Origin of the sequence: Entomobacter blattae (assembly GCF_014672835.1) — a bacterium.
GTDB lineage: Bacteria > Pseudomonadota > Alphaproteobacteria > Acetobacterales > Acetobacteraceae > Entomobacter > Entomobacter blattae.
In genome coordinates, this window is the sequence record NZ_CP060244.1 from 1766057 (window position 1) to 1783121 (window position 17065).

General features: G+C 44.9%; 19 protein-coding genes and 1 pseudogene. 16 read left to right on the forward strand and 4 right to left on the reverse strand.

Features of this window, described 5'->3' with window-relative positions; translation table 11 throughout:
• Positions 1-109: 109 nt before the first annotated feature.
• The 7 genes from bamA (at position 110) to gloA (ending at position 7559) form a co-directional block, all read left to right on the forward strand.
• Positions 110-2674: an outer membrane protein assembly factor BamA gene (gene bamA / locus JGUZn3_RS07840; protein ID WP_203413004.1), complete on the forward strand. Its 2565-nt coding sequence runs from the start codon at positions 110-112 to the stop codon at positions 2672-2674.
• Between the two features lie 11 nt (positions 2675-2685).
• Positions 2686-3630 (forward strand): OmpH family outer membrane protein, encoded by a 945-nt coding sequence (locus tag JGUZn3_RS07845; RefSeq protein ID WP_203413005.1) that lies wholly within the window; start codon positions 2686-2688, stop codon positions 3628-3630.
• 25 nt (positions 3631-3655) lie between these two features.
• Complete coding sequence (gene lpxD / locus JGUZn3_RS07850) at positions 3656-4729, forward strand: UDP-3-O-(3-hydroxymyristoyl)glucosamine N-acyltransferase (protein WP_203413006.1); 1074 nt, start codon at positions 3656-3658, stop codon at positions 4727-4729.
• 120 nt (positions 4730-4849) lie between these two features.
• Complete coding sequence (fabZ, locus tag JGUZn3_RS07855; RefSeq protein ID WP_408871775.1) at positions 4850-5287, forward strand: 3-hydroxyacyl-ACP dehydratase FabZ; 438 nt, start codon at positions 4850-4852, stop codon at positions 5285-5287.
• A gap of 110 nt (positions 5288-5397) precedes the next feature.
• On the forward strand, positions 5398-6240 hold the full coding sequence (lpxA, locus tag JGUZn3_RS07860; protein ID WP_203413007.1) for an acyl-ACP--UDP-N-acetylglucosamine O-acyltransferase: 843 nt from the start codon (positions 5398-5400) through the stop codon (positions 6238-6240).
• 40 nt (positions 6241-6280) lie between these two features.
• Complete coding sequence (locus JGUZn3_RS07865; RefSeq protein ID WP_238996785.1) at positions 6281-7129, forward strand: LpxI family protein; 849 nt, start codon at positions 6281-6283, stop codon at positions 7127-7129.
• A gap of 40 nt (positions 7130-7169) precedes the next feature.
• The gene (gene gloA, locus JGUZn3_RS07870) at positions 7170-7559 is read left to right on the forward strand and encodes a lactoylglutathione lyase (RefSeq protein ID WP_203413008.1); all 390 of its coding nucleotides are present in this window, start codon (positions 7170-7172) and stop codon (positions 7557-7559) included.
• Between the two features lie 58 nt (positions 7560-7617).
• Here the strand turns inward: gloA and JGUZn3_RS07875 are convergent, their stop codons facing one another.
• Positions 7618-7827 (reverse strand): hypothetical protein, encoded by a 210-nt coding sequence (locus JGUZn3_RS07875; RefSeq protein WP_203413009.1) that lies wholly within the window; start codon positions 7825-7827, stop codon positions 7618-7620.
• Between the two features lie 355 nt (positions 7828-8182).
• Here JGUZn3_RS07875 and rpmH point away from each other — a divergent pair, with 355 nt between their 5' ends.
• Genes rpmH through JGUZn3_RS07920 form a run of 9 tightly spaced genes read left to right on the forward strand, consistent with a single transcriptional unit; the run spans position 8183 to position 15059 of the window.
• Positions 8183-8317, forward strand: a complete 135-nt coding sequence (gene rpmH / locus JGUZn3_RS07880) for a 50S ribosomal protein L34 (protein ID WP_203413010.1) — start codon at positions 8183-8185, stop codon at positions 8315-8317.
• Between the two features lie 24 nt (positions 8318-8341).
• Positions 8342-8716 carry a ribonuclease P protein component gene (gene rnpA, locus JGUZn3_RS07885; RefSeq protein ID WP_203413011.1) on the forward strand — a complete coding sequence of 125 codons (375 nt, stop codon included), beginning with the start codon at positions 8342-8344 and terminating at the stop codon, positions 8714-8716.
• Positions 8713-8967 carry a membrane protein insertion efficiency factor YidD gene (gene yidD, locus JGUZn3_RS07890; RefSeq protein ID WP_203413012.1) on the forward strand — a complete coding sequence of 85 codons (255 nt, stop codon included), beginning with the start codon at positions 8713-8715 and terminating at the stop codon, positions 8965-8967. Before rnpA ends, yidD begins: the two co-directional genes overlap by 4 nt.
• Before the next feature lie 24 nt (positions 8968-8991).
• On the forward strand, positions 8992-10752 hold the full coding sequence (gene yidC / locus JGUZn3_RS07895; RefSeq protein WP_203413013.1) for a membrane protein insertase YidC: 1761 nt from the start codon (positions 8992-8994) through the stop codon (positions 10750-10752).
• A gap of 24 nt (positions 10753-10776) precedes the next feature.
• Positions 10777-11430, forward strand: coding sequence for a ribosome biogenesis GTP-binding protein YihA/YsxC (gene yihA, locus JGUZn3_RS07900; RefSeq protein ID WP_203413014.1), 654 nt, complete (start codon positions 10777-10779; stop codon positions 11428-11430).
• Positions 11431-11452: 22 nt separating this feature from the next.
• The gene (gene argB, locus JGUZn3_RS07905) at positions 11453-12358 is read left to right on the forward strand and encodes an acetylglutamate kinase (RefSeq protein ID WP_203413015.1); all 906 of its coding nucleotides are present in this window, start codon (positions 11453-11455) and stop codon (positions 12356-12358) included.
• A gap of 2 nt (positions 12359-12360) precedes the next feature.
• Entirely contained in the window at positions 12361-13242 is an 882-nt protein-coding gene (gene dapD, locus JGUZn3_RS07910) for a 2,3,4,5-tetrahydropyridine-2,6-dicarboxylate N-succinyltransferase (protein WP_203413016.1), read from the forward strand.
• Between the two features lie 10 nt (positions 13243-13252).
• Positions 13253-14434: a succinyl-diaminopimelate desuccinylase gene (gene dapE / locus JGUZn3_RS07915; RefSeq protein WP_203413017.1), complete on the forward strand. Its 1182-nt coding sequence runs from the start codon at positions 13253-13255 to the stop codon at positions 14432-14434.
• A complete protein-coding gene (locus tag JGUZn3_RS07920; protein ID WP_203413018.1) occupies positions 14421-15059 on the forward strand; it encodes a hypothetical protein in 639 nt (212 codons plus the stop codon). Before dapE ends, JGUZn3_RS07920 begins: the two co-directional genes overlap by 14 nt.
• 26 nt (positions 15060-15085) lie before the next feature.
• Here JGUZn3_RS07920 and truA read toward each other — a convergent pair whose 3' ends face one another.
• The 3 genes and pseudogenes from truA to JGUZn3_RS07935 form a co-directional block, all read right to left on the reverse strand.
• Entirely contained in the window at positions 15086-15910 is an 825-nt protein-coding gene (gene truA, locus JGUZn3_RS07925; RefSeq protein WP_203413019.1) for a tRNA pseudouridine(38-40) synthase TruA, read from the reverse strand.
• 49 nt (positions 15911-15959) lie between these two features.
• Complete coding sequence (fmt, locus tag JGUZn3_RS07930; RefSeq protein WP_203413020.1) at positions 15960-16895, reverse strand: methionyl-tRNA formyltransferase; 936 nt, start codon at positions 16893-16895, stop codon at positions 15960-15962.
• Positions 16889-17061: pseudogene (locus tag JGUZn3_RS07935) on the reverse strand (Hsp20 family protein); the annotation flags it as partial. The pseudogene JGUZn3_RS07935 and the gene fmt, both read right to left, overlap by 7 nt.
• Positions 17062-17065 lie beyond the last annotated feature (4 nt).

Sequence of the window (17065 nt, forward strand, 5' to 3'; positions counted from 1 at the left end):
ATACCTGTCATCATGTGATTTAGATAGATGGTCCTGTTATTTTTTTACGGTAATGATTCGCATTTAAAGAGAGCTTGGCGTATGAGGTTTTCTACATTACTGTATCTGTATGGGGAGAAGGCTGGTTTTGTCTAGTAAACGTTCAGCTTTGTTTGCTTCGGTTTGTTTATTGTCTTTATTGGCAGATCAAAGGCAGATTTTTGCGGCAACTAATGCGGTAAAGGGCCCTTCAAAGGAGAGAGATACGCAGGTAAGCTCTGCGTATTCTGCCCGTCATGGCAAGCATTACACACGCCATAGCCGGAGTAAGGCAAAAACAGCACGCTCAGCACCAGAGTCCTCCATAAGGCTTGGGGGGATTATTCAGGGGATAGAAATTCGTGGGAACGATAGGGTAGAAACGAATACAATCCTGTCTTATCTCGTTGTCCAGCGTGGTGATACCTTTAATCAGGACCAGTTAGACCGCTCCCTTAAGTTACTGTACGCGACTGGTCTTTTTAGAGATGTAAGCCTGCACCGTAGTGGTGATATCCTCCAGGTTCGTGTAGTAGAAAATCCCGTTGTTAACCAAGTTGCTTTTGAGGGGAATAGCGGGCTTAAGGATGAAGATCTGCGTAAGGCTGTCTCTCTTCAGGCACGTTCCATTTATACGCCAGCCCTTGTTGCATCAGACCGTAAGAAAATTCTGGATGCCTACGCTGTACATGGATTTTATTCCGTAGGGGTTACGCCCCAGGTTATTCAGCTTTCCCACAACCGCGTTAATCTGGTTTACAAGATTAATGAAGGGGAAAAAGCCGTTATCAATAAAATTATTTTTGTGGGTAACCATGCTTTTAGTGAAGCACGGCTGATGCAAGAGGTTACCTCGCGGGAATCTGCCTGGTATCGTTTCTTTTCCTCATCTGATCAATATAATCCCGAGCGGGTAAAATACGATGCTGAGTTGTTGCGTCGGTTCTATTTGAAAAACGGTTATGTAGATTTTGTCATGCGGAATGCCACTGGCGAGCTCTCTCCAGACAGGAAGTATTTTTATATTACCTTTACGATGGATGAGGGGCCACGTTACCGGTTGCGCAAGGTTGATGTGCGCTCTACCTTGCGCCATGTTTCCGCTGATGATGCTCGTAAATATATAGAGGTGTTCCCTGATCAATGGTATGATGGTAAAGCCGTTGATGATAACGCCACCGATATGCAGGAAATTTTGCAAGGGCAGGGCCATCCCTTTGCCGTAGTCAAACCCGCTATCGCTCGAAATCCGGATAGAGGCTATGTCGACTTGCTGTTTGATGTCAGTGAGGGCCCTCGGGTATACGTGGAACGGATTGATATTAACGGGAACACGATTACGGAAGATAAGGTCATTCGTCGTGAATTGCCTTTGGCCGAGAGTGATCCTTACTCCTCTGCAGGGAAGAAGTATTCTAAAGGTATTCTTGAAGATATGGGATATTTTAAGAGTGTTTCTGTTGAGGAAGCTCCGGGTTCTGCACCGGATAAGGTTAACCTTTCTGCAAACGTTGTTGAAAAGCCTACCGGTGAGTTTTCGCTCGGTGGGGGATACTCGACCGATGCAGGTGTCTTAGGAAATGCCGGGCTTCGGCAAAGAAACTTCCTGGGTATGGGGGTTGATGCGGGTATTTCTGGCACTGCGGCCTATTACCAGAAGCAAGTTGATTTATCGATTTCTGATCCTTACTTCCTGGATAGGAACCTTCTGGCTGGGTTAGATTTGTTTTATATTAACAATGATTTCCAGACCTACCAAAGCTATAATGAAAGCCGTTATGGGGCAACTTTCCGTATTGGTTATGCTTTCGATAATGAGTGGTCGCAGGCATGGACCTATTCGGCCATTGAAAGAAACATAAACCATATTTATGATGGTTATCAGGCTGATAGGGACGGTCCCTATATAGAGGGGGGAGATTATCGTATGGCCTCTCCCTATATTTTTGACCAGCGTGGGAAATCGTTCCTCTCCCAGTTGGGAACTATGATTACCTACGATACGCGCGACAATAGGCAGATGCCCCACTCAGGAACATATGCCCGCTTTGGGGGAGATTTTGCAGGAATTGGTGGTCAGGAAAAATATCTGCGTGGTAAGGTGGATGTGAGTTACTATCAACCTTTAGATGCTATCACCGAGGATCATGACTGGACCTTGGCTCTTGCTGCCGGTTTTGGGTATATAGGCAACTGGGGTGATGGACGCAGGGATATTATTGATAACTTCTATTTAGGGGGCAGTAACCTTCGTGGGTTTAGAGATGGTGGTGTAGGCCCTCGTGCCAACGCCTATAAAGGTGGTCCGTATGATCAGGAAGATTTTCTTGGTGGTAAGCTGATTTATACAGCTTCGGCAACCATCCATTTTCCTATGCCCTTGCTGGCAGATATGGGATTGCGTGGGCGTTACTTCGTTGATATGGGGGGATTGGGTGGAATTCGTGTGAGACAACGTTACGATGGGGCAAATATTCCCGCCAATTTAAGGGCTGATATTAACGGTGATAACTATAAGCCTCGTGTTAGTACCGGTGTAGGGCTTTCATGGAAGAGCCCATTTGGTTTGTTGAATATTGATTTGGGTGTGCCTATTGTTCACCAAGATCACGATCGTAAACAGCTGCTGCGTTTTGGTTTTGGTCAGCAATTCTAAGGTCTATGGTAATGCAAAAGAATAGTAATAAATTATGGTTAATACTGGGTGCTTTTTTGGCATCGCCTGTTATTTGTCCAGCATTTGCCCAAAACTCTTCAGGAGGAGGGTCAGGGTGGTTTGTTCCTAAAAGTAGCCAGCCTTCACCTGCGGTATCCGCTCCGTCTCATTCTGCTCCCCCTCACGCCCAGAATCGGAGCCGTGTAGTTCCTTCTCAAAGGAGTGCTCCTTTGTCAATTGCAAATACCCAAGGTGCAGCGCAGGAAAACCCAGATGGTCAACAGGGAGCTCCTCCCGTTCTTCCATTGCCGGTCGTTCCCACTCCAACACCTATCGCTAAAGGTGCTCCGCCACCTGCTCCAGTCATTGGGGCTATAAGCGTGCCTGAGGTTATGAAGCAATCTACAGCAGCTCTTCAGGCCGATAAAATTTTAAGTGCGCGCCGTGCAAAATTGATTCAGTTCTCGCGCCAGCAGCAGGCCGCTATGCGAAATGAAGAACAAAGTCTGCGCCAGCAAGCCCGTAAGATGACCTCTGCACAGCTTCAGGTTAGTGTAAGAAAGCTGCAGGAACGCGAAGCAAAGATTGATCAGGATCTGCGAAATCGTAATCGTATCATTCAGGAGGCAGCACAAGTCGCTTTTGGCCAGATCCAAAGAGAGTTAGAGTTAATTATCCGCCTTGTGGCAGAAAGCCATAGCATGAATGTTGTTTTGCATCGGGAGCAAACGGTTTTAAGCATTCGTGAATTGGATATTTCATCGGAAGTTGCTACAAAGTTAAATGCTACTCTTCCAAGCGTTTTTGTTCCTGATGAGAATGTGGATCCAGAGGTGCTTGCGAAATCTGGAGCAATGCCCACAACAGAGCATCCGGAAAATGCTGTGGAGAAACCGGTAGCTGCTCCTGCTAAAAAAAGTGAGACCGCACCAAAAGCAGGTGATACCAAGAAATAGTAAGGCTGTGGGGTAATCTACCAATATGCATGAAAATGAAGTTTCTATCCCTGGAGATGAACGTTTTTTTGTAAGGAAAGGCCCCTTTTCTCTTCAACAACTCGCAAAGGCCGCTTCTGCAGAAATTTATATTTCGGGGAAGTCTTGTGGGCATGAGGGCGGTGACCATTCTGCTGTGGTTATCACAGGTGTTGCACCCCTGCAGGTAGCAGGCCAAAGTGAAATTAGCTTTCTGGATAACAGACGGTATCTTTCCTTATTAAAATCTACAAAAGCAGGTGTTGTTATTGTTGCCCCTGCTTTTGTAGATCAGGTACCTGAAAGCTGTGTTGCGCTTGTGACAGAGCATCCCTATTTGGCATGGGCCAATGTGGCAGCGTTGTATTTCCCTTTTTCTCCTCCTAATCCAGGGATTCATCCTACCGCAATTATTGCAGAAAGTGCCCATATTGGAAGTGGGGTTGAGATAGGGCCTTATGTGGTTATTGAAGACAATGTCAAGGTGGGAGATGGCTGTTTTGTGGGGTCTCATACCCTCATTGCCAAGGGTGTCAGTATTGGGAAAAACTGCCATATCGCCTCCCATGTCTCCATTAGCCATGCCATTATGGGTTGTGGGGTAAGGCTATATCCTGGAGTAAGAATAGGTCAGGATGGGTTTGGTTTTGCAGTCAGCCCTAATGGTTTTGTAAGCGTTCCACAAATTGGTAGGGTGATTATAGAAGATGGGGTGGAAATTGGCGCTAATACAACGATAGATAGGGGATCAGTGCAGGATACGGTTATTGGTGCGGGGAGTAGGATTGATAACCTTGTGCAGATTGGCCATAACGTTAAAATGGGTAAATGTTGTATTGTTGTTTCCCAAGCGGGTATTTCTGGCTCTACGGAATTAGAAGATTTTGTCACCATTGCAGCACAAGCGGGGTTGATAGGCCATATTAAGATTGGGAAGAAAGCCCGGATTGGTGCACAATGTGGGGTGATGTCAGATGTTGAGGCCGGTTCGGATGTTATTGGAAGTCCGGCCATGCCGTTTAGAGAATTTTTCCGAAATGTGGCAGCTTTGCGAAAATTGGCAAAAAAGCCAACAAACTAATAAAGACTGCCTTGAATTTTTGGAAACAATATGAGTAATTGGTTTTTTATTTAATTCATAGTGAAATGGCTGGTGACAGTGGAGAATACAGCTGACGACAAATTTGCAGAGGGTCATTGCATAGAGTTGCTGGATATTGAAAACATCATGCAATCAATTCCGCACCGATATCCTTTTCTCTTAATAGATAAAATGGTGGAGGTCTATTTAGGGCAGTCTGCTATTGGTATTAAGAATGTATCGGTTAACGAACCCTGTTTTCAGGGGCATTTTCCTGGAAAACCAGTGATGCCGGGAGTGCTGATTATAGAAGCCATGGCACAAACGGCTGCCGTTTTGGTGGTAAGAACCCTGGGCGCAGAGTTCGAAGGGAAGATTGTCTACTTTATGACGGTAGAAAATGCCAAATTTCGTAAGCCTGTCGTCCCAGGAGATCAGATGCGCATCCATGTGGAAAAAGAGCGTAACCGTGGGAATGTTTGGAAGTTCAAGGGGGTGGCTCAGGTGGATGGTAATGCCGTTGCCGAGGCTGTTTTTAGCGCTATGATTATGGGTTAGTTTGTGTAGAAAAAACCAACGCTGATGGTGGGGTTAAAGTAGCCTCTGCAGTTCAGAGGGTTAAAAGATTCTAAAAAATACAGTGTTAGCCAGTTAGGTAGTAAAATAAAATGGCGCGTGAGATTCATCCTTCATCAATTGTTTCTTCTAAGGCACAGATAGAGGATGATGTTTATATCGGCCCGTGGTGTTCTGTTGGGCCAAATGTAAGAATAAAGCAAGGGGCCCGCCTTATTCAAAATGTTGTGGTTGATGGTCATACTCAAATTGGCCGGAACACAGTGTTTTATCCCTTTACGACCGTTGGGCTTGAACCGCAGGATTTGAAGTATAAGGGAGAACCTACCCAGTGTATTATTGGAGATGACACAGTGGTGCGGGAGAATGTTACTATTCACCGGGGGACAGCAACCGGTCATGGCCAAACCTCTGTAGGGAATAACTGTTTAATCATGGCCAATGCCCATATTGCCCATGATTGTCTATTAGGTGATCGGATCATTATTGTTAATAATGTGGTCATGGGGGGGCATGTTCATATTGATCATGATGCGAGGGTGATGGGGGCTGCTGCCCTTCATCAATTTGTAAGAATTGGTCGGGGGGCACTCATTGGGGGTGTTTGTGGAGTGGAGGCCGACGTTATTCCTTATGGGAGTGTGTTGGGGAACAGGGCCCGACTTGTTGGCTTACATTGGGTATGGTTGAAGCGCAATGGTGTGAGCTCTGCAGAAATTCATCGCATGCGGCAAGCTTTTCGGCTTTTATTTCCAAGAATTGAAAAAAAGAACCAGGATGTTTTTGAGAAAAGGTTGGAACAGGTTAAAAATCTTTATTCCTCTGAGCCCAAAATTAACGAAATTATCGAGTTTATTCAGGCGCCGAGTAAACGAGGTCTGGTTCGTATTGCAAAAAGGGTAGATTTTTCTTCAGAAATTGAAGGCGCTGTATAATTCTTGGCCCAGAATAATCCATTAAGAATAATCCATTAATATGAATACCCCATTAAATAGAATGTCCTTCCATAATAGCGCTGTAGGAATTCTTGCCGGTGGAGGAGTGCTGCCAGGACAGGTTGCTCAGAAGATTATCGCTCAAGGGCGGTCTGTTTTTATTATAGCCTTTGAAGGGTTTGCTGAAGAGGCTGTTATAAGGCCTTTTCCTCATGCGTATGTCAGGCTTGGGGCTGCAGGACAGCTTCTCTCTTTATTACGTCAAAACCACTGCCAGGATATTGTATTGATTGGCCCTGTGAGGCGCCCTTCTTTATTGGATTTACGCCCAGATAAGGAAGGGGCAAAAATCCTGGCGCGTTTGGGAAAGGCTTTTTTCCGTGGAGACGATGGATTATTAGCTGCATTGGTTAATATCCTTGCAGAAGAAGGTTTCCATGTGAGAGGAGCTCATGAGTTTCTCCATGAGTCCGTTGGCCGTTTAGGGGTTATGGGTAAGATTGTTCCTGATGAAGTTGCCCTGCATGATATTGAATTGGGTATAAAGGTTATTCATGCGTTAGGTAAGCTGGATATCGGGCAAGCCTGCGTGGTTCAGTCTGGTGTGGTTTTGGCTGTTGAGGCCATGGAGGGAACAGATAAAATGATTATACGAGCTGGTGAATGTCGTCAGCCAAGGCCAGGGGGTGTTTTGGTTAAATTGGCCAAGCCTGGGCAAGAGCGAAGAGCTGATATGCCGACTATTGGTCCACGAACCATCGACAATGTGGTGAAGGCAGGTTTGCGAGGGGTGGGTTTTGAACCAGGTAGTACTCTTTTTACTGATATGCAGGCTTGTATCGACCTCGCCGATCAACAAAATATATTCTTATATGGTATAGACTTGTAAGAACGTGAAAAGAATTAACCCAGAATAGAGTGAGAATAAAATGGCATCTTATTTACATACAATGATTCGTGTCAGTAATCTGGAGAAAAGCTTAGAATTTTACAAAGCTCTAGGTATGAAGGAAATACGCAGAAAAGAGGTGCCGGCGGGGAAATATACCCTCGTTTACGTGGGGTTTGCAGATAATGCCCATGGTCAAGCTGAAGTTGAGCTGACCTATAACTGGGGGCAGGACGATGGGTATGAGTTGGGAACCGGCTTTGGGCATCTGGCTGTGGGGGTAGACGATATTCATGCCTCAGTAGAGCGTATTCGTTCAGCCGGTTTTAAGGTCACTCGTGAACCAGGGCCAGTCAAATTTGGTACCACAATGATTGCCTTTGTAGAAGATCCCGATGGCTATAAGGTGGAGGTTATTCAGCCTGACTAGAGAATTCTGGCGGAAAACAAAACCTGTGAACAAGTGTACAATATGCCTGGTGGCGGGTTTACAGGGTATTAAGCCGCTTTGTTACCTTTTCAATAGAGGTAATAATGATTTGGGCCGATTTTTGGATGTCTGGATCTTTACTCAAGGCCAATTTATCAGCCATGAGAAGGGCAGGGGTAAGAAGTCCCTTTACATCATGACGGATGCTGGAAAGAAGCGTGTTTTGACTTTCTGTGGGGTTCGGGAAAGAGTGAGGAGATTTATTCATAGGTAAGAAAACTTCTTGAGAATGGAAGGGGATGAATATTGAAAAAGAAAGCCCAAAGAAAGCCCAGTAAAAGAAAGCTCAGTATAATATTTGTATTTATTGTTTTTATGACCTAGCCTTTAATGGTTTTAACGCATTTACTGAGAAATAAATAGAGAGATAATAAACAGCTATTTAAAAATTTATTTTTCAAAGAGCAGCCTCTTAGTGAGGACTAGCTTATTGGGATTAACTCAGAAGAATGAGTTGACCTTTTATAGGGAGATGAGTATAACCCAAAACAAAGAGAAAGGGGCTTGCCAAAGTCTCATAAGCCTTGTTGAAATAATTAACGGTTTTACTGGAGAATATAGTTATGAAGCGTACCTATCAGCCATCAAAACTGGTTCGTAAGCGTCGTCATGGTTTTCGTACTCGTATGGCTACAGTGGGGGGCAGGCGTGTTCTGTCTAACCGTCGTGCCAAAGGGCGTAAGCGTTTATCTGCTTAATATACAGGCCAGGATCTCTTGCCCATGCCTGCAGAACCTGGAATAGACGGGGCTGTTTCTGGTTTTCCAGAGCATCTTAAAGAGCGTAAAGATTTTTTAAAGGTTGCCGCCGCCGGAAAGAAAATCTCTCGTCCTGGTTTGGTGCTTCAGGCTCTTGAAAAGCGTGAGAGTTCTCAAATACGTGTTGGTTTTACTGTAACCAAAAAAATTGGGAAAGCCGTTATTCGCAACCGTGTTAAAAGGCGTTTAAGGGCTGTTGTTAGAGATATTCTGGCTCAACAAGCAATTTGTGGCGGTGATTTGGTACTGATCGGCCGGGCAGCAACCCGATTACGGCCCTATAATGATTTGCGGCATGATTTTCTACAGGCCCTTAAAAAAGCCGGAATGGCCCAATGAGAGTTTTCTCTCTTGCGGCAATCATTTTAATAAAGGGTTACCAATGGCTTCTAAGCCCCATTTTGGGAAATAATTGCCGTTTTTCACCGACATGTAGTGAATATAGTTTGCAATGTATAAAAATCCATGGTGTCGGTAAAGGATGTGTATTATCTTTTCTACGTATTCTAAAATGTAATCCGTGGCATAAAGGGGGTATTGATCCAGTTCCTCCCAAGGGGCAAAAAATATTTCCCCGTTGCCATTTCTAGTAATTTTTTATCTGGTTGTTATTGATGGAAATCAAGCGTCTTTTTGTAGCCATTATTCTTTCAGCCCTGCTTTTATTTGGGTTTGAATATTTTATTCCGTCCCAAACACAAAAAAATGTCCAAAAAGACATAGCACAAACCAGTAAAAATATTCCGGCAGGGTTTAATCAGGCTGCAGTCAATAAGGCGCCTATGGCTGGTTTAAGTAGCCAGCCAGTTTCTACCCCGTCTCCTGAAAGTGAAAGCCGTATCCCCATTGAAGGGGACAGGGTTAAAGGAACGATTGACCTTAGAGGCGCAAAACTTGATGATCTGCTGCTAACCGATTATCACGAAACAGTCAAAGACAATAGCCCGTTGGTACGGGTTCTTTCTTCCTTTCACGGTAAACAGCCTAATTATGTAGAAATCGGGTGGGTTCGTGGGGCGGGTGATACGACTAAACTGCCCGATGAGCATACCTTATGGAAGACCTCAGGCACTAAGCTAACCCCTACGACACCCCTCATTCTAACATGGGATAATGGGGAGGGTGTGGAGTTTGAAATCAAGCTTCTCCTCGATCATAATTTTATGTTTACCGTTAACCAAACAGTTAAAAATACCACGGCCAAGCCTATAACCTTATTTCCCTATTCCCGAGTTAGTCGTGGCTATACACCGGTGGAAACCGGAGGATATCTTGTTCATGAAGGGCCGGTTGGCGTGATTGATGGCCGCTTGCAAGAAGAATCCTATAAAAACCTTCGCAAAAATGCGACACCACCTACCAATATCGCTTGGAACAAGCAGGCGATGGGAGGCTGGTCTGGCATTACAGATAAATATTGGCTGACGGCTGTTATTCCTTACCAGAAAGATCGGGTGACCACAATTTACGGGTATGTTCCCAATGAGGGGGCTGGAACCTATAAGGTTGGTTATACTTACCAAGCCCCTGTTACGGTTTCAGCAGGTGGTAGTGAACAAACGAAGAGTTATGTGTTCTCTGGTGCAAAGGAAGTGCATCTTCTGGAATCTTATGAGAAAAGCCTCAATATTCCCAGCTTCTGGAAAGCTGTAGATTTTGGTTGGTTTGCTTTTATGACCCGGCCAATTTTCTTTGTATTGGATTGGCTCAATACGGTATTAGGGAATTTTGGTTTAGCCCTGATGGCTTTTACCTTGATTGTTAAAGCAATATTTTATCCTCTAGCTTCTAAACAGTATCATTCTATGGGCCGGATGAAAGATCTTCAGCCCAAGATGAAAAGCATACGCGAGCGTTTCAAGGATGATCCGACAGCTATGAACCGCGAAGTGATGATGCTTTATAAAAAGGAAGGCGTTAATCCTGCTTCGGGGTGTTTGCCTATGCTGGTGCAAATTCCTGTGTTCTGGTCTCTTTATAAAGATCTGTATGTGACGATTGAAATGCGCCATGCCCCATTTTTTGGGTGGATACGCGACCTTTCCGCACCAGACCCTACGAACGTCTTTAATCTTTTTGGGCTTATACCGTGGGATCCTACAACAATTTCTCCTATGTTACATCTGGGTGTATGGGGAATTTTGTTTGGAATTACCATGTTTTTTCAGCAAAAACTCAACCCTGCTCCTGTTGATCCCGTTCAACAGCGTATGTTTCAGATTATGCCTTTAGTCTTTACGTTTATTCTGGCCAGCCAACCTGCTGGTTTGGTGATTTATTATTGCTGGAATAACTTTTTAAGCATCCTTCAGCAGAAGCTGATTATGCATAGGAGCACAAAACGTAAAGGCCTGGTAACAACAGAGAAAAACTGAGTTTTTAGCTTTTAAGGGTTCTTTATGCCATTTTCGTCTTCAAAGGAAGAACAGGCTTTACTGGAAGAAGGGCGGCTGCTTTTTGCTTCAGAATGTAAGTTTTTTTTAGGAATTCAAGATCTGAAGCAGCTGGGGGAAGGGCAGTTGCCAGAAATTGCATTTTCTGGTCGTTCTAATGTTGGGAAGTCGAGCTTGCTAAACGCCCTTGCAGGGCAGAATTTTCTGGCACGCACTTCCTCTCGCCCAGGAAGGACACAGCAGCTAAACTTTTTTTCTCTGGCAAACAGATTGGTTCTGGTGGATATGCCTGGGTATGGTTATGCGGAAGCTTCTAAAAAGGTTAAGGAAAGCTGGCAGAACACCATGTTTACTTTCTTACGGGCCAGGCCGGTTTTAAAACGTGTTCTCCTCTTGCTTGATGCCCGTATAGAAGTTAAGCAGAACGATCTGCAGATGATAGACCTGTTAAACCGTGCGGCAGTAAGCTTTCAGGTTATTTTAACAAAGTGTGATAGTCTTTCCCAGCCGGCTCTTGTAGCCAAGACAGGAGAAGTTAATAAAATTGTTGCGAAACAGCCTGCCGCTTATCCGCACATTATGCTAACAAGCAGCAAGTCAGGGCAAGGTATTGATGAGTTGCGGGCACAGCTTGCGCAATTAGCGATACCACGTTTGTAGAATTGATTAGAAGCGGGTTAAAATGAAGTTACAAAGCTCCCATCATCCAGACTACCATGAAGAAGCCGCTGTTTTAGCACGGGCCTTGCCCTTTTTACGCCGCTATGCCGGCGATACCATTGTTGTAAAATATGGGGGCCATGCGATGAGCAGCCAAACATTGGCTGAGTCGTTTGGGCGTGATATCGCTTTGTTAAAGCAAGTGGGTGTTAACCCTATTATTGTTCATGGGGGTGGGCCGCAAATTAATGCCATGTTAGAAAAATTGGCTATTACTTCCCAATTTGTTGAAGGACTTCGTGTTACGGATTCTTCTATGATTGGTGTGATAGAAATGGTTCTGTCTGGCACCGTTAATAAACAGGTTGCAGCCCTTATAGGGAGTGCTGGGGCTATGGCCGTAGGAATTTCTGGTAAGGATGGCGGGCTTATCCAGGCCAGGAAATTAAAGAAGCACATAAAAAATACTGCTACAGGCCAAAAACAGGAAGTGGATCTGGGCTTTGTAGGGGTCCCTGTTAAGATAGATCCTCGGGTGCTCTATGCTCTTTCTGGCTCTGGCCTTATTCCGGTGGTAGCCCCTATTGGTGTGGGGGAGGAAGATAATGAAACCTATAATATTAACGCTGATATGGCCGCTGGGGCGATTGCTGGGAGCGTAAATGCCACACGTTTGTTGATGTTAACAGATGTGAGTGGGGTTATGGACCATAACGGTAATTTGATTTCTGAATTGACCGCAGAAGAGGCCATTAAGGGCATTGAAAGCGGCATGATTACCGATGGAATGATCCCTAAAGTGGAAACGTGCCTTGCAGCGGTTAAAGCTGGTGCAAAAGCTGCTGTGATTTTAGATGGCAGGGTGGCGCATGCTTGCTTGTTAGAGCTTTTTACAGCAGCTGGGCCGGGCACTTTGATAAAAGCGTAAAGATGACTCAAGAATTAAAGTGTTATATCGTAAAGGAGGTTTTTGTGGATAATGGAACTTTTCAAAAGCAGATAGAGGCTCTTTGGGAGAGAAGGGATAATCTGTCCTCTTCAGCAGGTCAGGAAGAAAAAGCAATTATTGAGCGTGTCTTGCTGGCGCTAGATCATGGAAAGTTGCGTGTTGCAGAACCTTCAGAAAATGGCTGGATTATTCATGAATGGGTCAAAAAAGCAATTTTGCTGTCCTTTCGGGTGAATGACAATAAGGTTATGATAGATGCTGCCCCGTTTGGATACGACAAGGTCCCTCTAAAATTCAATCGATGGACTGAAAAGGATTTTGCCCAGGCGGGCTTTCGTGTTGTTCCTGGTGCGGTTGTGCGCCGTTCTGCCTTTATTGCACCAGGGGTTGTGCTTATGCCAAGCTTTGTAAATGTGGGGGCTAGGGTGGATTCTGGCACGATGATCGATACTTGGTCAACCGTTGGGAGCTGTGCGCAAATAGGGAAGAATTGTCATATTAGTGGGGGTGTGGGCATTGGTGGGGTATTGGAGCCATTGCAAGCTGCCCCTGTTATTATTGAAGATGATTGCTTTATTGGTGCCCGCTCGGAAATTGCAGAAGGTGTGATTGTTGAGCGAGGAAGTGTTATTTCCATGGGGGTCTTTATTGGTGCTTCCACCAAAATAATCGATCGTAAAACAGGTGAAATCTTTATGGGACGGGTACCAGCCTATTCGGTTGTTATTCCGGGGGTTATGCCCGCTAAAAACACAGCCGAAAATGGAGAACCATCACCAGGTTTGGCCTGTGCTGTTATAGTTAAGCGGGTTGATGAACGGACCCGCTCAAAAACTTCAATTAATGAATTGCTAAGGGATTAGCAGGAATAAGATGGGCTACTCTTCTGGATCAATTGATGATAATGATGTTGTAGAGTTCGCCCAGGCTCTGCTGAAAAAAGCTTCAGTCACACCGGCTGATGAGGGCGTGCAGGGTATTCTCATTTCTCAACTTGAGCGTATGGGGTTTTCAGTGACTCTCCTTCCGTTTGGAAGTGGCGAAAAGAAAACCCTGAATTTCTTTGCCCGGTTAGGAGAGCATTCCCCCCACATCTGTTTTGCCGGTCATACGGATGTTGTTCCCCCCGGAGGAGAAGGGTGGGTTCATGCGCCTTTTTCTGGTGTGGTAGAAAAAGACATTCTTTATGGTCGAGGTGCTTGTGATATGAAAGGTGGCATAGCTGCCTTTGTCTGCGCTGTTGAGAAGATACTTAAAACCTGGGACCGTAGGAAAGGCTCAATAAGTTTTCTTATTACGGGAGATGAGGAAGGAACTGGAGAGTTCGGTACAAAATGTGTGCTGGAATGGATGAAAGCCCAAAACCAGATTCCTGATTTTTGCTTGGTAGGGGAACCCACAAATCCCAATATATTGGGAGAAACCATAAAAATAGGCCGTCGGGGAAGCCTGAATGCAAGAGTTGTTATTAAAGGGGTACAAGGGCATGTGGCTTACCCGCATAGAGCCGATAATCCTTTGCATAAATTAGCCTCATTACTGAATTTTCTTGTCACTCATGAGTTAGATAAGGGGAATGAATGGTTTGAACCCTCTTCCTTGCAGGTTACCAGCATTGATACAGGCAATGATGTTACAAACCTCATTCCTGGAGAGGTGGAGATTCGCCTCAATATTCGTTTTAATACAGAGCATACAGGGCAGAGTTTAAAGACGTGGCTGAATGAGAGTATTGAGCGTTTTATACCGCATTATTCTTTAGAGGTCGCCATAAGTGGTGAGGCCTTTTTAACCCCACTAGGCGTTGAAGTTTCTGAACTCCAGAAAGTCATTCTGGAGCAGACAGGTCGAAATGCTAGACTCGATACTGGGGGTGGAACGTCGGATGCACGTTTTATAACACACTATTGCCCAGTCGCTGAGTTTGGTCTTGTGGGGCAAACCATGCATAAGGTTAATGAGCAGGTTCAGTTGTCAGATCTTAGAGGGCTTGAGACTATTTATCGTCTATTTTTACAGAAAATGTTATGCGGGGCTGGCCATGAAACAGTATAAACCAAGATCAGGGAAGGGCTCTTCTCAGGTTACCCATATCGCTCGTGGTTTATGGGCCTTAGCCCGTGGAAAACCCAACTCTTTTCAGCTTTTGGGAGAGGATAAGGAAAGTTTTTTACGGGCTCTAGCCCCACATATTGCGTTAATATTAGTAAGTTTTTTTGTAAGATTAAAGTCAGATACAACTTTAATTTCTATAAAATGGGCCCTTTTTAGCCTTTGTAGCCTGTTGTTTTTTCCTGTGGTGATTCAGCTTCTATCAGGGGTCTTTAAAAGGCGGGAATATTGGCTAAGATTTACAGTTGCGTATCTTTGGTCCATCTGGATTGTGGGCTGTGCATTTGCCCTTATTCTTCTTTTAGGGTCACTTTTTGTGCACTCATCTAATCCCCTTATAGTGAAAGCAGCTTTGATCATTCCTGTCATTTATTCCCTGTGGTTAACATTTTTTATGATTTTAAATGGCCTAAAACTGAAAATGCCCTTTGGAATTTTGTTTTTCTTGTGCCTCTTTGGAATTAATTTGTTAGGTGGTGTGGCTATGCTTTTTCTTTTTCACAATGAGTTTTTGCATTATCAGGAATTATTGCAGGGGCTACCTCCCATTAATGGAATGACCTCGTAAAGTTCTTTTTCTTGGTGTTATAAGTTTCACGATCTTTCTTTATCAACGAGTTGATTGCCTCTTGTGGTTTGGGCGGTGGGGTTTTCAAAGGGATCTGGTTGATAGCCTATATGAGTCAGGTAGAGTCCGCAAGCTGGGGCGGTGGGACCTGCGGCAGAGCGATTACGGGCTTCTAGCGCACTTTTCACTTGTAAAGGGTGCCATGTTTTTTCTCCCACCAGCTTTAAAGTGCCCACAATATTCCTTACCTGATGATGCAGAAAAGACCGTGCCGAAATATCAATAATAATGCGGTCTTCTTGTTGGATAATGTGAATGTTGCTAATGGAACGAAAAGGCGATTTGGCTTGGCAGGCTGTGGCCCTGAAAGAGGAAAAATCGTGTTTTCCGATGAGAAACTGTGCCCCTTCAGCCATAAGGTTGGGGTTTAGGGTGCGCTTAACGTGCCAAACTCGGTTTTCGTCTAGAGCTGGGCGAGATGGCCGATTGAGAATAATGTAGCGGTAGCTTCGTGAAATGGCAGAAAAACGGGCGCTCCACTCTTTATCCACAGGAGCAGCATCAAGAATAGCAACATTGTGGGGGATAAGATGGAAGTTAAGACCATCCCTGATTTTTTTACTATTATAAAAAACAGAGTCTGGGAAATCGAGGTGGGCAACCTGCCCAAGGGCATGGACGCCCGCATCTGTTCGGCCGGCTGTAATACTGCTCACAGGAATGCCACCGCTAAGCTTTTGGGCTGCTTCTTCTAAAACTTGTTGGATAGATAAGGCACTCTCCTGGCGTTGCCAGCCAGAAAATGCAGAACCACAATATTCAAGCTTAACAGCCCAGCGGGAAATACCCATAATTATAGTCCCGCTCGGTCAATAAGGAATGGCTGGAAACATTTTTTATTTATTGTCCCAAAATAGAATGAATTGGCAAGGGATAACCCAGCAGAAACTGAGCTGTAGGAAGCATTTTCCCCCCAGGACGCTGTAAAGATTCAATTTGAAGGGCTGTGTGCTCACCACAGTAAATGGTTAAGGATTCATCTATTATGGTGCCGGGGGTATGAGCAGTCATACCATGGGGAAGAGGAACAGGCTTTACACGGCTTATTTTAAGAACTTCCCCCTTATAGTGGGTATAAGTTCCGGGCCATGGGGTAAAGGCTCGTACTTGTCTATCAATCTGTTCTGCTGGGTGTGCCCAATGAATGGCACCATCCTGTTTAGTAAGGCGAGGGGCATAGATTACTCCATCGTCAGGTTGGGGGGTGGGGGTGGGCCATATTTGTAAAACCTGTAAGAGAAGAGACGCTCCCAGCTCTGAAAGCGTATCATGAAGGGTTTGGGCGGTTGTAGTGGGTGTAATAGCAACCTGGTCTTGTAAAAACACTGGCCCTGTATCGAGTCCTTCCTCCATTTTCATAATGGACACACCACTTTCTTGATCCCCTGCAAGGATAGAAGACTGAATAGGGGAGGCTCCACGCCAACGAGGTAAAAGACTGGCGTGAATATTCAGGCACCCTTTGGGAGGAATGTTTAAAACCTCCTTTGGTAGAATAAGCCCATAGGCGGCCACCACAATAACATCAGGCTTGAGCGCTAAAAGATGGACTTGCTCTTCAAGGTTGTTTTTAAGTTTGAGTGGAGATCTGATTGGAAGCGAAAGTTTTTCGGCATAGGATTGTACTGCTGAAGGAATAACCTTATATCCTCGTCCTGCTTTACGGGGAGGTTGGGTATACACACACGCTATTATGTGGCCCTTTTCATGTAGGGTTTTCAGGGCGGGGACAGCAAAGTCTGGCGTTCCCATATAAACAATTTTTAATTTTGCCATGCAGCTATCCCTCTATGCAAAAAAACCTATTTTGCGACTCTTCATTCTGTCGGCCACGAATAACAAGCTGATTATCTTCTTGTGTTATTTGAAGGTCTTCCATCATGAACCCTGCAATCGCAAGAGTAATACGAAGGGCCGTTGAGCTTAGCTGTTCGATATTATAAAGA

Coding starts and splice junctions, on each gene's coding strand:
- bamA (WP_203413004.1), top strand. CDS start 110: ATGGGGAGAAGGCTGGTTTTGTCTAGTAAACGTTCAGCTTTGTTTGCT.
- JGUZn3_RS07845 (WP_203413005.1), top strand. CDS start 2,686: ATGCAAAAGAATAGTAATAAATTATGGTTAATACTGGGTGCTTTTTTG.
- lpxD (WP_203413006.1), top strand. CDS start 3,656: ATGCATGAAAATGAAGTTTCTATCCCTGGAGATGAACGTTTTTTTGTA.
- lpxA (WP_203413007.1), top strand. CDS start 5,398: ATGGCGCGTGAGATTCATCCTTCATCAATTGTTTCTTCTAAGGCACAG.
- JGUZn3_RS07865 (WP_238996785.1), top strand. CDS start 6,281: ATGAATACCCCATTAAATAGAATGTCCTTCCATAATAGCGCTGTAGGA.
- gloA (WP_203413008.1), top strand. CDS start 7,170: ATGGCATCTTATTTACATACAATGATTCGTGTCAGTAATCTGGAGAAA.
- JGUZn3_RS07875 (WP_203413009.1), bottom strand. CDS start 7,827: ATGAATAAATCTCCTCACTCTTTCCCGAACCCCACAGAAAGTCAAAAC.
- rpmH (WP_203413010.1), top strand. CDS start 8,183: ATGAAGCGTACCTATCAGCCATCAAAACTGGTTCGTAAGCGTCGTCAT.
- rnpA (WP_203413011.1), top strand. CDS start 8,342: ATGCCTGCAGAACCTGGAATAGACGGGGCTGTTTCTGGTTTTCCAGAG.
- yidD (WP_203413012.1), top strand. CDS start 8,713: ATGAGAGTTTTCTCTCTTGCGGCAATCATTTTAATAAAGGGTTACCAA.
- yidC (WP_203413013.1), top strand. CDS start 8,992: ATGGAAATCAAGCGTCTTTTTGTAGCCATTATTCTTTCAGCCCTGCTT.
- yihA (WP_203413014.1), top strand. CDS start 10,777: ATGCCATTTTCGTCTTCAAAGGAAGAACAGGCTTTACTGGAAGAAGGG.
- argB (WP_203413015.1), top strand. CDS start 11,453: ATGAAGTTACAAAGCTCCCATCATCCAGACTACCATGAAGAAGCCGCT.
- dapD (WP_203413016.1), top strand. CDS start 12,361: ATGACTCAAGAATTAAAGTGTTATATCGTAAAGGAGGTTTTTGTGGAT.
- dapE (WP_203413017.1), top strand. CDS start 13,253: ATGGGCTACTCTTCTGGATCAATTGATGATAATGATGTTGTAGAGTTC.
- JGUZn3_RS07920 (WP_203413018.1), top strand. CDS start 14,421: ATGAAACAGTATAAACCAAGATCAGGGAAGGGCTCTTCTCAGGTTACC.
- truA (WP_203413019.1), bottom strand. CDS start 15,910: ATGGGTATTTCCCGCTGGGCTGTTAAGCTTGAATATTGTGGTTCTGCA.
- fmt (WP_203413020.1), bottom strand. CDS start 16,895: ATGGCAAAATTAAAAATTGTTTATATGGGAACGCCAGACTTTGCTGTC.